This window comes from Pararhizobium sp. IMCC21322 (assembly GCF_030758295.1).
In the GTDB taxonomy this organism is placed as follows: domain Bacteria; phylum Pseudomonadota; class Alphaproteobacteria; order Rhizobiales.
Window position 1 is genome coordinate 2191101 of the sequence record NZ_CP132335.1, and the last position, 14275, is coordinate 2205375.

Here is a 14275-nt window from a genome sequence, read left to right on the forward strand (position 1 = left end):
CCAATCCCTTGGAGACTTTTACATTGATGTTCCTATTCCGGCAATTGCGGCCCTGTTACAGATATCTTGATCAGAGCAGATGAGTAAGCAACGGCCCCTCCGGTCCGCTCGGTGGTTTGAGCAGGACAGCATCCGTGGGTTTGCCCACCGGCAAAGAACTCTTCAAATGGGCTACCGTCGCGAGGATTTCATGGGGCGGCCTGTGATTGGTATCATCAATACGCATTCCGACCTCGCGACTTGCCACCAACATCTTCGCCAACGGGCAGAAGATGCCAAGCGCGGCGTCATACGTGCCGGAGGCTTCCCGGTCGAGCTGCCAACTTTCTCGCTAGGTGAAGTGCTCGTTAAGCCGACAACCATGCTTTACCGCAATCTGCTCGCAATCGAGACTGAAGAGCTGCTGCGGTCGCATCCCATCGACGCGGCAGTGCTTCTGGGCGGATGCGACAAGACCACGCCAGGACTTTTGATGGGGGCTACGTCCGCTGACATTCCTGCTGTGTTTGTACCAGCTGGCCCCATGATTTCCGGTAGTTTTCGTGGTCGCCCGGTTGGCGCAGGAACGCACACAAAGGAATACTGGGACGAGCGCCGACAAGGTCGGATTACCGAGAATGACTGGCTGGACCTTGAATCCGCGATGACACGCTCGCCAGGCACGTGCCAGACGATGGGAACCGCATCGACCATGACCTGCATCGTTGAAGCGATGGGTCTGACATTGCCAGGTGCAGCGTCAATTCCCGCTGTAGATAGTGCGCACCCACGGATGGCAGCAGATGCCGGAGAAGTCGCGACCCGTCTGGCCACACATGGTTTGCCTCTGACGCAACTTCTGACGCAGGCGCATTTTGATAATGCAGCGGTTGCTCTGATGGCGCTGGGCGGTTCAACCAATGCGGCGATCCATCTGATAGCAATGGCGCGACGTGCTGGGCTCGGTGATTACAAGTTGGACGATCTTATCGCTGCCGGACGGGACGTGGCTGTATTGGCCGATCTCTTCCCCCATGGCTCTTATATGATGCAGGATTTCCACGATGCCGGAGGGATGCCTGCCTTGTTAAGCAGGCTGCAAAACCGTCTCAACCTGGATGCCGTTGGCGTGAACGGGGAAAGTCTTGGCTCGGCAATCGATGGTGCACAGGTCTGGAATGACACAGTCATTCGCAAAATCGACAATCCGGTAACAGATCGTCCAGCCCTTGCCGTTGTTAAAGGCAGCCTTGCGCCGGGTGGTGCCGTTATCAAGCCAAGCGCTGCCAGCCAGAAACTTCTGAAACACCAGGGCCGTGCCATCGTGTTCGATGGCCCAGCAGACATGGCAGCTCGCATCGACAAGGAAGAGATCAATGCCGATGACATTCTGGTGCTGCGGGGAGGCGGGCCTGTAGGGGCTCCAGGCATGCCGGAATGGGGCAACCTGCCCATACCGAAACCCTTATTGGAAAAAGGGGTGAAGGATATCGTACGCATCTCGGATGCGCGCATGAGTGGCACCCATTACGGCACATGCATTCTTCATGTTTCGCCTGAGAGTGCGGTCGGTGGCCCATTGGCGCTGGTACAGACCGGCGATCAGATCGCGCTGGATGTGAGCCGTGGACAGCTCGACTTGATCGTAGACGAAAGCGAATTGGATGAACGGCGGAGCAATTGGCGTCCGCCTGACGCGCCTCGGCGTGGTTGGCCTGCACTTTATGTCGCTCATGTCGGGCAGGCAGAGGATGGTTGCGATTTTGACTTTCTGCTCGCTGATGGGCTGCCCGTAAAAGACCCGGAGATTTTTTGATGACCAATCTGCTGAAACAAGCCCTTTTATTACGTGAACGCCCGCTTATTGGATGCTGGACGATGTTTGGAAGTCCGCTGGTCGCTGAAGCCATGGCGTGGTGCGACTATGATCTCATCGTCATTGATGCGGAGCACACACCGCTTTCAGCCATGGGTGCCCTGCAGTCTTTACAGGCTGTCGCGGGCACGCCGTGTCTTCCTTTGCTCCGCTTGGCTGATGATAACCAGACGATGATCAAGCAGTTCATGGATATTGGTGGAAATTCGCTGATGGTGCCTATGGTTGATGGCGCGGATCAGGCGCGCGCGCTCGTGCGATCAACCAGATATGCCCCCGAGGGAAACCGGGGGGTTGCAGCAATGCACCGTGCAAGCCGTTTCGGTGCAAATTCAGAATATACCGCAAATGCAAACAACAATGTTCTGCTGATAGCACAAGTAGAAACCCCCAAAGCAGTTGAAGCGCTGGACGACATACTCTCTGTCGATGGCATCGATGCGGCCTTTGTCGGCCCGGGTGATCTATCCGCAGCAATGGGGCGAATGGGTCAGGGTGCATCTGACGATATGCTGAGAATAATGGAAGCTTGCGCTAAGCGAGCGCATGCCGCCGGAAAACCGATTGGTGCCCTGGCCCTGAATAACGACATGGCAAAACGTCTCGTGGAGATGGGTTTTGACATGGTTCCAATCAGCAATGACATCGCGATGTTAACCCGCGCCGCGCGGGCAACGCTAGAAGATATTCGCGGCAAACAGTGAACAAAATAGGAGGAGACCACATGACTAATTTTAAGACTTATCTGAGTGCAACTGCAATAGTTTCAGCCGGAGCTATTGCGATGATTGCAGCTAGCACATCTGCTGTAATGGCCGAATATCCAGAACGGCCGGTAACTTTGATTGTACCATTTGGTGCAGGCGGTAATACAGACGCAGTCGCCCGTGCATTTCAGGCTGATTTCGCCACAGCGCTTGGTTCTGAGGTGGTTGTCAAAAACACTGCCGGTGCTGCCGGTACAATTGGCACAGCTGAAGTCGCTGCATCCGAAGCAGATGGATATTCGCTTGGCGTTATTCCCATTGGTCCGCTGACAACGCAACCACATCTGCGTGATTTGCCATACGGCAAAGACAGCTGGGAATATATCTGCAACGTCACGAAGAACCCAATGGTTTTCCTCGTGTCAAAAGATTCGCCCTTCAACTCCATCGCCGACGTTAAAACAGAGCTGGAAGCAAACCCGGGTAAATACCTTTACGGTTCGGCCGGGCCCGGCACGCTACCACATTTGGCAATGGCCGCCAGCATGGGTGCCATGGGTGTAGAAGCCAAACATTTGCCTGATAGCGGGACTGCCGACGGAATGCGTTCAATGGCTTCTGGTACGATCCAGTTTTTTGCTGATCCACCACTCGTCCTGTCGCGTTATGACGTCAAAGCGCTGGGCAGTTTTACTGATGAGCGTATCGAAGGTTTGCCGGATGTGCCAACCATGAAGGAGCAGGGTTATCCACTAAGCTTCTCGATATGGGTAGGTATTGTGGCGCCCAAAGGAACGCCGGACGCAGTGGTTCAAAAACTCTCGGCGGCTTGCGGAGAAGCGACCAAGGGACCAAATTTTACAAAAGTAACCTCATCCACTTCCACAAATGTTGAGTATATGGACTCGGCGGAATTTGGAAGTTTTGTGGAGTCAGAGTTTGTAAAGAACGGTCAGGTTCTTAAAGATGCCGGCCTGTCGAAATAGGCGGCTGAATTGAAAAGATCTCCACGTATAATATTTGCGCTCGCCCTGTTGTTACTGGGCGGCGCACTTTTTGCACACAGCTTTGCTGAACGATATGCGGCAATGGGAATTGGGTCGTCCGTCAATCCGGTTTTCTTTCCCCGCATATTGTTGTTTTTGTGGATTCTGCTGGCTTTGGTCATTCTTTTCGAAGCGTTCCGCTTACCCGAAAGTACCGAAACAGAAACACACCGATGGCGCGCGCCGATCGGCATGATAGCGGTTGCTGGTGTTTCAATCTGGGCGATGCGTTGGCTGGGATATATCGGGGTGGCCGGACCGCTCGCATTTGCTTGCGGATGGCTGCTTGGCTATCGCCGACTTTATATTCTGATCGCAATTGCTGCCTTTTCCGCAATCACGACGTGGTGGTTATTCGATCAAGCCCTCGGGATTCCATTGCCACGCTGGCGTCTGACATGATGACCGGAAGCTTCTTATGATCAACATACTTTCTGAATCATTCTGGCTCGTATTCGACCCGCTTGTGTTTGCAACACTCATAATTGGCACTGCGTTCGGAATTATCGCCGGCGCGCTGCCCGGCCTGGGATCTGTGATCGCAGTCACCATCTGCTTGCCATTTACATATTCACTTGGGCAGGTTCCCTCTATTGCATTGCTGCTGGCGGTTTATTGCGGCTCTGTCTATGGCGGTTCAATCTCGGCCATCCTAATTAACACGCCCGGAACACCGCAAGCAGCGGCAACAACACTTGATGGATATCCCATGGCTGTGAGCGGCAATGCCGACCGGGCACTGGGATGGGCGACCTTCGCCAGTGTCTTTGGAGGTGTGTTCTCATGTTTGATACTCATTTTTGCCGCACCTCAGCTTGCCGCCCTGGCCTTGAACTTCGGGCCTATCGAGATTTGCGCACTGATTGTCCTCGCTCTGACCTGTATTGCATCTGTGTCCCGGGGCTCAGTCGCAAAGGGATTGCTTGCCGGAATTATGGGCCTGTTTATTGCCATTATCGGATCAGACCCGCTGACTGGAGACATGAGGTACACGTTCGACATCTTCGTTCTGTCGGCTGGCTTCGATGTTATTCCGGTCGTCGTAGGACTGTTTGCCCTGTCTGAAGTTTTCATGCGAGCGTCTGAACCCCAAAAAGCACAGGCGCGTATAATCCGCTACACCGGCATGATCTTGCCCTCCTTGTCAGACCTCAAGGGACGCTGGGGAGTGTTGCTCAAAAGTTCGGGTCTTGGGTCTGCAATAGGCGTTCTGCCAGGGACTGGAGCAGCGACGGCTGCTTTCATCGCTTATGCCGAGGCAAAACGCTCATCGCCTCGCAAAAACGAAATGGGCAGCGGTGAGCCGGACGGCATAATTGCACCTGAAAGCGCTAACAACGCCGTGACAGGAAGTGCTCTTGTTCCTGCGCTTGCACTTGGCATTCCAGGTGATGCTGTGACTGCCGTGATGCTGACCGCACTTATTGTGAACGGGGTCACTCCCGGGGTCCGACTGATGGCCGATAACCCGCAGATCGTCTATGCTGCTTTCATCGCCCTGTTTCTTGCAAACGTCGTCATGTTCGCTCTGGCCTTCGCATCGGCGCGGCTTTTTGCGGTTGTGCTACGCCTGCCTGAAGCGCTTCTCATGATGTCTGTTATTTTGCTGAGCATTCTTGGCTCATATGGGGTGCGCGGGAATGTCTTCGATCTCTACGTCATGCTGGCGGCTGGGGTCGTCGGTTTCGTGCTGCGAGTCTTTGGTGTTCCGCTCGCGCCAATTGTCATCGGCCTTGTATTAGGACCAAAATTTGAGGTCGCTCTGCGTCAGGGGCTCATTTTGACAGATGGCAGTTTCTGGCCATTTCTTTCAAGCCCCCTGGCATTGGCATTGTTCATCGCAGCCGGTATCGCAATTGTCTGGCCAATTTATGCGGCGCGATCGAAAGGGCGTGACCAGGCGTAAGCGGTCTCCGACCACTAAGACCATGAGTATGTCGACCGTGCAGTCATTCAGCCGAAGCGTACATACTGCGTGCATTGGTCTGTTCAACCCGCCGTGAAACGCGGGTTGATCAGTCAGTTGGAGGTGATGCCTTCAGTGCTGGGGCTGCTCAGCAACGCTTGCCATTTTTGACCATTTCAGATCGCCCTCATATCTCCAGGCCATTTGCCCGTTCTCATCAAGCGCAAAAAGATGTAACCAGCGATTGTCGAACAGCGCCCGAACGCCGTCATGTTTTTTGAGAACATCGCTCATCGCTTTCCGGGGGGCCTCTATGCAAACCGACAGACGCAGCGGATCATGGGCGTGTACTGAGCCATCATGCACCGATTGCCAGGGCAGGCCCGCACGCAATGTGCCGCCATTGCCTTCGACAACACCAATGCCACCGGTCACATTGTGCAACAGCTTGTTGCCAGACCCAAAAACGTCTGGCGCGACCGTCGATCCGTAATACTGCAGGCTGATCCAGCTGGCGACGACCACGGGAGCCGTCATGATCAATTCCAAAACGCCGAAGTTCTTGTCCGCAGCCCAGTCGTAATCATGCAGAAACGCGCGTCCTTCAAAGTTCTTTCCAACAGTCCGATGGCGCGGAGCGGCAACGAATGCCTTGCATCCGGCCAGGGCCCATTCAGGCCGTGTTTCCGCCCAGTTCCGACTGCGCACTGCAATGTCGGCATCGCCCTTTGCACGGGGCAAACGCAATGCCCGCTCGCCACGTGTGATTAACCCGGCCGATGCAAACCAGTCCTGTGCCTGCGCAAGATCGGTGGCATGGCTCGCAGAAGGATGGTCACCCTCATAAAGCATGATCTTGTCGGTGGTGGTGTCATGTAATGCAGCTACGAAAAGTGTGTCGTCGGGGATGTCGATACCACGTGCGGCAAGCCCCTTTTGCACGTCTTTACTATTCAAAAGACCAGCCAGGAGGCGGGCGTTCACTTCCCCCGAATAACCACCACAGGCCCCGCAATGGAGGCCGCTGGCGAAGGGATTGTTGACAACATTGGCCCCGTGCCCTGCCAGAACGACCAACCGCGCGAAGGTGTCGGTAAAAGACATTGCGCGCAAAATGGTCTCTGCCGCATCCGTCTGCGCGCCAAGGTCAAGCGCAGGGTCTAAACGTGGGGCCGGATCATTCGGCACGTCGTTAGGCGCAAGGTTCAGCGCATCCCGAACAAGTTTGCCCGCATAGATGGGCCCTGTGGCTTCAACGAATGCAAAGGATGACACGGCGGCCAGTTTGAACCGGCCCCATGCACGGCGCGCGCGGGCTTTGAAACGCGCCATCTGATCTGCGTTGGTATCGTTGCCCTGAGAGGTTGAACTGACGCTGGGCGTGAGAAGCACGGGCAGACGCAGCTCTTCCACATCGGACGCAAAGCTTTTGTGGGATGCGGTCAGACCGAAGAAGCCCGCAAATCCAAGCGTCCGGACGCCTGGATTGACGGCCTCAAGGGCCCGCCGGAATACTTCTGAGCGCACATCAATGCAAAAGGCGGCCTGAAGCTTGGGGCGTGCCGCATCCACGGGCGATTGAGGGGCGGCAAAGGTTTTGGCCAGGTCGCGTTGCACTGCACGCTCCCAAGCCTCTTGCAGGATTGCATTTGCCTGAAGGTCCGCGTCCGGAGCCACAGGTGTCGCATGGGCGCGCTTTACGTCCTTCCAGGCGTCGGCAATCTGGTCTTCATATTGTACAAAAAGTGCCTCTTCCCACAAAAGCCGGATGGTCAGAATGTCAGTGATGGCCTGATCGGTATTGCCAGCCAGTTCTGCTTGCCAGAGGTGATAGCGGGCCAGCTGTGCCCAGCCGCCGAGGGAAAAAAGCAGCTGGTGCAGATAGGTTTCAAGCGCGCCTTCGGTCAGCCCGAGCCGTTTGACAGCCTGCGCCTTTGCTTCATCCGCAGTATCCGGTGTCTCGCTGATGAATTGGGCAAATCCCTTCAGGCCCATGATTTCGGGCGTCAGGTCGTGGGTCGCGTTCTGACGCCATGCGTCATACGCCCCTCGCCTGAGGGGAGCGGCCCAAAGCGCTTGCCCCTGATCGAAATAACCTGCCGCCCAGGCGCCGAAACGGTCTGTAAGAATGCCGGGCCAGTCGATTCCGGATATATCTGCTGCAAGGTCAGCTAAAGTTGGCTGCGGCGCAGAAGTAGCTGCATGCACGCCAGCAATACGTTTGAGTTCTGCCAGATCAGGCAGACTGGGCAGATCAGGCAGGCCAGTAGCTGCTTGCGCCTTAAGGGCAGCGGTGATGTCTGCGTCCGTGATCGTACCGTCGTCAATGCGCAGCTTATACCAGTCCCTTGGCATCGTGACGGGCACTCCGCCAACGCGGCTCAGCCGCGCTCCGACCTGCGCCAGAGTCTCATTTGTCTGGCCCAAAAAAGGGTTCACAGCAACAGAAGAGGCCAACGGCCAGAGCGGCGGAATAGCCCTTGCGGCCGTTTTGCTGGCCTTGGTCACGGTTGTGTGCGGAAGCTCGGAGAGCATGTCCATGGAATTGTTCCTTTGCTTCAATCAGGATGTGGGCTTGGTTGACCAACCGCGGAGCAGCTTGTCAAAAATGGCATTGGCATAAAGTCCGTTAGACAGGTGTACGCGCAGACCAGCCGTCGCAGGATGATAGGCCCAGAGCGGGAACATGGCCTGTGCTACCGCGACCAGCCCGAAACTCAACAGCGCCAGAACGATCAGCGCCCACTCCAAAGGACCGGGTGCGGGTGTGGCGGGCAGGGTTCCCTGCATCAGCCACTCTGCGCCGGTTTGAAGGGCAAAGTATCCAAAGGCAGCAGCCAGAGAATAAGCGGCGGTGCGTTGCGTCAGCACTCTTGGTGCTGCGTCAGCAAGACCCTGCGCCAAAAGATACGCCACGCCGAAGATCAAAATGGTGCCAAGGGCTATGGCCTGTGGGGACTTTCCAGCCAACCCGAAGATGAACCCGACAACGGCATAGATCACGAGCGCGATCAGAAACGCCCGACCAACCGCCACACCATTGGGGATCGCCACAGGTCCCGGACGCCGGATCGCGGCCGCGCCGTCCACGGCCATACCGGATGCCAAAAAGGCATGCGCCTTATAAAGCGAATGAGCAACAATATGCAGCAGCGCAAGAGGAAACAGCGCCAAACCGCATTGCAGAATCATAAAGCCCATCTGCGCCACGGTCGACCATGCCAGCGAGGTCTTGACCGCCGATTGGGTCAGCATGACCAACCCGCCGAAAAGTGCCGTAAACCCGCCGATCATCACCAATACCGCCAGCACGCCAGGCGACAGCAGCATCACATCGGCGAAGCGGATCAACAGGAAGCCGCCCGCATTGATGACACCTGCATGGAGCAATGCGGAAACCGGTGTTGGCGTCTCCATCACTTCGGTCAGCCAGCCATGCATCGGGAATTGCGCAGATTTCAGGACCGCCGCCACGGCGAGAGCTATTGCGATCCATACCGCAGCGTCACGACCTTCGCCAACGCTGGCCGCAGTCAGAATTTCAGCAATATTGCCGGTCCCGTATGTGCCATAAAGAAGCATCGCCGCAACCAGCAGTGCCACATCACCCAAACGTGCTGTCACCCACTTTTTGCGCGCCGCCCGTTGTGCGGCAACACGGAGCGGGTAGTGCAACAGCAGCTTGTGCAGAAACAGGCTTGTTGTGATCCATGCAAGGACGAGTTGCAGGATGTTCCCTGCGATCACCAGCATCATCACGGCGGCAAGCGTCGCGCAAAGCCAACCTGTAAATGCGCCTTGCCGTGCCTCGCCGTCGATGTTCGTGGCGGCATAGCGCACCACCACCCAACCGACGAAAGATACCAGTAACAGCATCACCGCGCTGACTGCATCATGCCGCACTGAAAGCCCCAAGCCGTAGAAGCCGATCAGCGGGCTGGTAGCGGGGCCGTTGAAGATGAGAAGAACACCGGAAAGAACCGCAAATGCCAACGCGACCAGCGATGCAAGTTCAACGCTTCGCAGCACTTTGACAGGTCGCAATTGTGGTCCACGGAAAGCAAGAACTGCGGCTATGATGAGTGTAGTCGGTACAAGAAATGGCAGGATGGCGATAAACACGGAAGGGTTTTCTTTCGGCAGGATTATAAGTTGGCCGACCGATAGCAGCCCTGCCGAAAACAAAAAAGTTCATTATTTGCGTGAAATCGTTCTGTTTAATGTATGAATTGGGATGATCTCGATTGTCATCACTTGCGTTCACTCTGTGCGGTTGCCCTTACGGCAAGCTCACACGGACAGCAGAGCGGTTATATCTGTCGACTTCGCTTCATTTGAACGGTTGGAAAATGCAGGCGGATCCAGACCCGCCATGGTATTCTGTTTCGTAACCGCCTCAGTTCATGGAGCCGACACACAAACGGCATCTTAATCCAGGTGACGTTATGGAACTGAGTTTTGAAGTGCTTGGGCGTCAGATACAGGTGGTCCGGTAGAGATTGAATGGATCTGGAATGTCAAAAAAGCTAATATTGCGCGGATTGACCTGGGATCATCCGAGGGCCTGCGATGGGCTCTTCGCAGAGACACATCGATTCAATGCATTGAGCGACGACATTGCCATCGTATGGGATGTCCACAGCCTGCGCGGTTTTGAGGCGACACCAATCGTGGAGACGGCAGACAAGTATGATCTGATTATTCTGGATCATCCCTTCATGGGCGACGCAGCAGCTGGGGGGGCGCTTCTAAATCTTCAAGAACACCTCGATGCCGCCGATCTGGCCGCTCTGCAAGAAAGCTACATTGGCCTCAGTTTCAAGAGCTACGAGTATGGCGGCGGCCTCTGGGCCTTGCCCATCGATGCCGCCTCGCAAGTGGCTGTCTGTCGTCCCGACCTTCTTGATGGTGCTGTGCCAGCAACCTTTGATGAAGCAATTGCTTTTGGTCAACGCGGAGGGCTTGGCCTCTCAATGGCCAACCCTCACGCATTCATGAACTATCTCGGTATTGCCAGCTGTCTGGGGGCAGATATTTCCGGCAACGATGAGAATTTTCTTCCTCAGGATATTGCGGTTCAGGCCCTGTCGATCCTGCGCCGGCTTGCACGCCATATTCCTGATGCGGCGTTCGATTGGTCATCAATCGATCTGTTGGAAGCCATGGCCCATTCGGATGACGTCACATACTGCCCGTTTGTTTTTTCCTTTAACAGTTACGCGCAGGCCCCAGCGGCCGGACACCATCGCCTTCGCTATTGCGACAGTCCGACCAATACTGCGAATGCCGCTACTGTGCTTGGAGGCACCGGATTGGCAGTGTCATCTTCAACGCGCGATATTGGCGCTGCCGTTAAAGCTGCCCTTCATCTGGTTAAGGAAGGCGCACAGATCCGAATGACAGAAGCAGGCGGCCAGGCCGCGCATCGCAGCGTTTGGTCGCCGACAGCTCAAAAGACGATCAACGGCACGTTTTTCGACGAATGCCGGACCATGCAAGAGAATGCGGTCCTGCGCCCCCGGTGGCCGGGATACATAAAATTGCAAAATTTTGCGGGTCAGTTACTGCAAACCGATTGTCTGGATCAAGCCGGAGATGGGACCCAGACAATCAGGGATATCGAAGACTATTTCCGCTCGGCCAGAGCGGGGGAATTGGAATTTTGAGCATAGTCCAAAAGCTTTTCGAGGCCGCAGCGGCCTCATTCAGGACGACCCGGACCGCTCTTTGATCCCTCAACCCTATCCGCGCTTCAAGTAGACCTCAAATCCCCACTATCCGGTTCAAAATAATGTGGGAATATGCGTTTCATACTTCATGCACAAAACGCGCTCGCTATCCGATACCATTTTTTCAAGCTGCGCCTGCGTGGGAGCCCCTTGCGCGCTGTTGGGGACATATCCAGCGCCACACTGAAGGCCGTCTCGGTCACAAATTCGGAGTGTCCGACTGTGTGTTTCCGTTGTTGGCGGTGTATCGGTTCTTTGAATGGCAAATCCGCCTTCTGTCGCGAACAGCGCCCGGTTGGTTGTGATTTTATGCGCCCGAATGCGCCAGGGGGCACGGGCAATCAGTCATGTTTCTACTTCAATTTCATCGTCAACTTTCCAGACTGAGTAAGGAAATCCGAGCCAATCCGCGCCTCTTCCAGGGGAGCGCGCGTCATGAAAATCCGACAATTATACGAAAGTGCCAGCATGTTATCGAAAGGATTGGACAAAAACCCAACCGGGTCTGAATCTATCGAGAAACCCAGCTTGGTCGAATAGGCGAACTTTCCATATTTCTCGGACGTTCCATGAAACGGCTGCGTGACCTGCTTGCAGGACGACAGCATGACCCGGTTTCCGCCCGCTTCGAACCCGATCATTCCGGGAACTCGTGAGACCAACAGCTCTGGCGTTTGCTGTTTCTCTATTTCGTCTGCCTGCCAGAAGGGGTGGTCTTCGGCCAATGCGAGTGGAAGGTAAGCTTTCATGGCCCAATAGGGTGAGCCGGGCGAATTATACACTTCGCAAATATGCAGATTGGGGTAGCCGTACCCAACCGGCATAATGCCGTCCCGGTCGAAATAGTCGCGGTTGCCCCACCACCGCATATTGCGAGCCCAAAATCCCCGGATTTGGCCCCATGGAAGTGCCTCGACATCGGCAAAAAGGCCTGTCCAAAAGGAGGCTTGCGCAAAGCGATATGTCATCGAACGCCTGAAGGCGAGACTGGCACCTTCTGCATCAAACCAGTGCTGAAAATCCTGTGCGAAGTCCCGCGCGCGTTGACCGAACCGTTCGCAACGTTCCTCATCGCCCTTGGCCACTTTGGAATAGATCAGCCCATAGAAATGCATCGCAAACGCAATATAGTGGTCAAATTGACGCCTTGGACCTTCAGCATTCTCGATGAAGTGGCCAGCACGGTACTTGTTTTCAAACAGGGGTAGCTTTTTGTTCCATCGTAAAATCCAGGACAACAGAAACTCGGCAACCGGCACTGCATTGGCGTCTGCGCTGTTGACCAGACGAATGTTGCGGTCAAAGAAGGAGGGGTCCACCAGGTGGCGGACAGTTCCCGCGCAATGGACCACCAATTTGAGCGATGGACACGCGTCCTACAGATCATTGGTCAATTTTGGTGTTGACCAGCCGGTCATCAGAACATCAATTTTTTGAGCCCATGGGTGGCTTAACAGGCCTTCAATGGTCGTGGCGTGAAAGTAGCTGCCAGCTGCAGTCAGATCGCGCAATTGCTCCAATTGGCAGCCGCTCATTTGGGCGTCAAACACCTTTTGAGGCATAAGAATCGCGATAAATGTCAACTTTCAGCCTCCAACTGATTGAAGCCAACTGAAAACAGACTATAAAAATTTTTTTGCAATATAGAAATTTTTGCAGAAATTAGGAGCTCTTGTGAAAGAGTTAGGCATTTTCTGATTATTTTTGGCGGAAAATATGGGTTTAAATCGGTTTACTAGACGTGCGCAGAGCTGTTTCTGGCAATCAATTTTCCGGAAATTTGCATAATTTCGGGTGCTGAAAGTGGTGAAATCATACGTTTGTGCAAAATTTGCACGGTTTGAAGTCCTATCTGTGTCCAGTCGATGTGAAATGTCGTCAATTCCGGATCTGAAATTTCCGCAATTGGCAAATCGTCAAAGCCGACAACTGAAATGTCATCGGGTACAGAAAGACCCATGGATTGAAGACGTTCTATCGCCCACACAGCCGCGCCATCATTGAAACAGCACAATGCAGTGGCGTCGCCCCGTTCCGTCTTGATCCAGTGTTCGAAACGCTCGTTTTTTTCTTTTGATTGGTCTGCCCATTCCTCAAATATTGAGAGGATTCCGGTTCCCGAACTATCGCCATGTCGTTCGATATATTTCTCAAAACCCAAATAGCGAAGCCGCAAGGTTGCCCGATCAGTGCCTGCCACATACAGGAACTTCCTGTGGCCCAATTCCAACAGGTGACGTGCCATGATAGCTGAACCCTGGTAGTTGGCCGGACTGATGGAATCCAGAATGAGTTCCTCGTCCAAACCATTACAGACGATTGCCGGAATGCCTCTATCGACCAGATTTTGCGCCGTTGCAGCGTCTGGCGTAACGCCCAGAAAAATACACCCGCATTTGGGGCCGAGTTTTTTGTCGATGGCGTCAGGAATGGGCGTTCGGGATTTTGCAATGGTAATGGAGAACTCTCCACCGTAGCGCGAGGCCTCCGTGCGAATGCCTTCCAGCAGACTATTATACATTGAGGAGCGCGTATCGCGAAAAGCATCCAGAGAAGTCAGAACGGCGATTCGTTCAAACCCTTCAAAATCCTGCGCTTCTTTGAAGCGGTAGCCAATTTTGACAGCGGTGTCGCGGACCTGTTGTTTAACACTGTCCTTGATAAGGGGAGATCCCGCCAGGGCGCGCGATACCGTGCTGACAGATACGCCAAGGGTTTTCGCGATATCAGTTTGTCCTGGCCGCGTCTTTTTGCGCGTCTTTTGCATGAGCTAATCCCGGTGATCTGAAGCTTACTATCCCACCTGCAATAATTGCATTGAGGTTTTTCTGCAAGAACAGCCGTTTTTGCCCAGCCTGTTACCTGGTTCGCGCACCAAACCACGAATGAGTGGATGTGAAATCCAGAAGCGGCTGTATTTTTGATACAGACCTTTGTCTTTGTGGCTAAATAACTTGGGAAATATCTATCCGACAAAGTGGAACCCATTCCCGCTTTGAGCCACCCCTCAAACTTCGGCAAGGCAGCAAATG

11 protein-coding genes are annotated in these 14275 nt (G+C 54.6%); 6 read left to right on the plus strand and 5 right to left on the minus strand.

The window, feature by feature from the left end:
- Positions 1-79: 79 nt before the first annotated feature.
- From RAL91_RS10590 to RAL91_RS10610, 5 genes are read left to right on the plus strand one after another with little or no spacing between them, the layout of a single operon-like run.
- Positions 80-1795 (plus strand): dihydroxy-acid dehydratase, encoded by a 1716-nt coding sequence (locus RAL91_RS10590; protein WP_306262042.1) that lies wholly within the window; start codon positions 80-82, stop codon positions 1793-1795.
- Entirely contained in the window at positions 1795-2559 is a 765-nt protein-coding gene (locus RAL91_RS10595) for an HpcH/HpaI aldolase/citrate lyase family protein (RefSeq protein ID WP_306262044.1), read from the plus strand. Before RAL91_RS10590 ends, RAL91_RS10595 begins: the two co-directional genes overlap by 1 nt.
- Before the next feature lie 20 nt (positions 2560-2579).
- Positions 2580-3548 carry a tripartite tricarboxylate transporter substrate binding protein gene (locus RAL91_RS10600; protein ID WP_306262046.1) on the plus strand — a complete coding sequence of 323 codons (969 nt, stop codon included), beginning with the start codon at positions 2580-2582 and terminating at the stop codon, positions 3546-3548.
- A gap of 9 nt (positions 3549-3557) precedes the next feature.
- On the plus strand, positions 3558-4010 hold the full coding sequence (locus tag RAL91_RS10605; RefSeq protein ID WP_306262048.1) for a tripartite tricarboxylate transporter TctB family protein: 453 nt from the start codon (positions 3558-3560) through the stop codon (positions 4008-4010).
- A 16-nt stretch (positions 4011-4026) separates the two neighbouring features.
- Positions 4027-5514, plus strand: a complete 1488-nt coding sequence (locus RAL91_RS10610; RefSeq protein ID WP_306262050.1) for a tripartite tricarboxylate transporter permease — start codon at positions 4027-4029, stop codon at positions 5512-5514.
- Positions 5515-5646: 132 nt separating this feature from the next.
- Here the strand turns inward: RAL91_RS10610 and RAL91_RS10615 are convergent, their stop codons facing one another.
- On the minus strand, positions 5647-8055 hold the full coding sequence (locus tag RAL91_RS10615; RefSeq protein ID WP_306262052.1) for a YbcC family protein: 2409 nt from the start codon (positions 8053-8055) through the stop codon (positions 5647-5649).
- A gap of 21 nt (positions 8056-8076) precedes the next feature.
- Complete coding sequence (locus tag RAL91_RS10620) at positions 8077-9636, minus strand: proton-conducting transporter membrane subunit (protein WP_306262054.1); 1560 nt, start codon at positions 9634-9636, stop codon at positions 8077-8079.
- 392 nt (positions 9637-10028) lie between these two features.
- On the opposite strand from RAL91_RS10620, the gene RAL91_RS10625 reads away from it, so the two are divergent.
- Positions 10029-11180, plus strand: coding sequence for an extracellular solute-binding protein (locus RAL91_RS10625; protein WP_306262056.1), 1152 nt, complete (start codon positions 10029-10031; stop codon positions 11178-11180).
- Between the two features lie 416 nt (positions 11181-11596).
- Here RAL91_RS10625 and RAL91_RS10630 read toward each other — a convergent pair whose 3' ends face one another.
- The 3 genes from RAL91_RS10630 to RAL91_RS10640 all read right to left on the minus strand — a co-directional run bounded on the left by RAL91_RS10630 (position 11597) and on the right by RAL91_RS10640 (position 14010).
- Positions 11597-12562: a DUF2264 domain-containing protein gene (locus RAL91_RS10630; RefSeq protein WP_306262057.1), complete on the minus strand. Its 966-nt coding sequence runs from the start codon at positions 12560-12562 to the stop codon at positions 11597-11599.
- Positions 12563-12619: 57 nt separating this feature from the next.
- Positions 12620-12826, minus strand: coding sequence for a hypothetical protein (locus tag RAL91_RS10635; protein ID WP_306262059.1), 207 nt, complete (start codon positions 12824-12826; stop codon positions 12620-12622).
- A 152-nt stretch (positions 12827-12978) separates the two neighbouring features.
- The gene (locus tag RAL91_RS10640; protein ID WP_306262061.1) at positions 12979-14010 is read right to left on the minus strand and encodes a LacI family DNA-binding transcriptional regulator; all 1032 of its coding nucleotides are present in this window, start codon (positions 14008-14010) and stop codon (positions 12979-12981) included.
- Between the last annotated feature and the right edge of the window lie 265 nt (positions 14011-14275).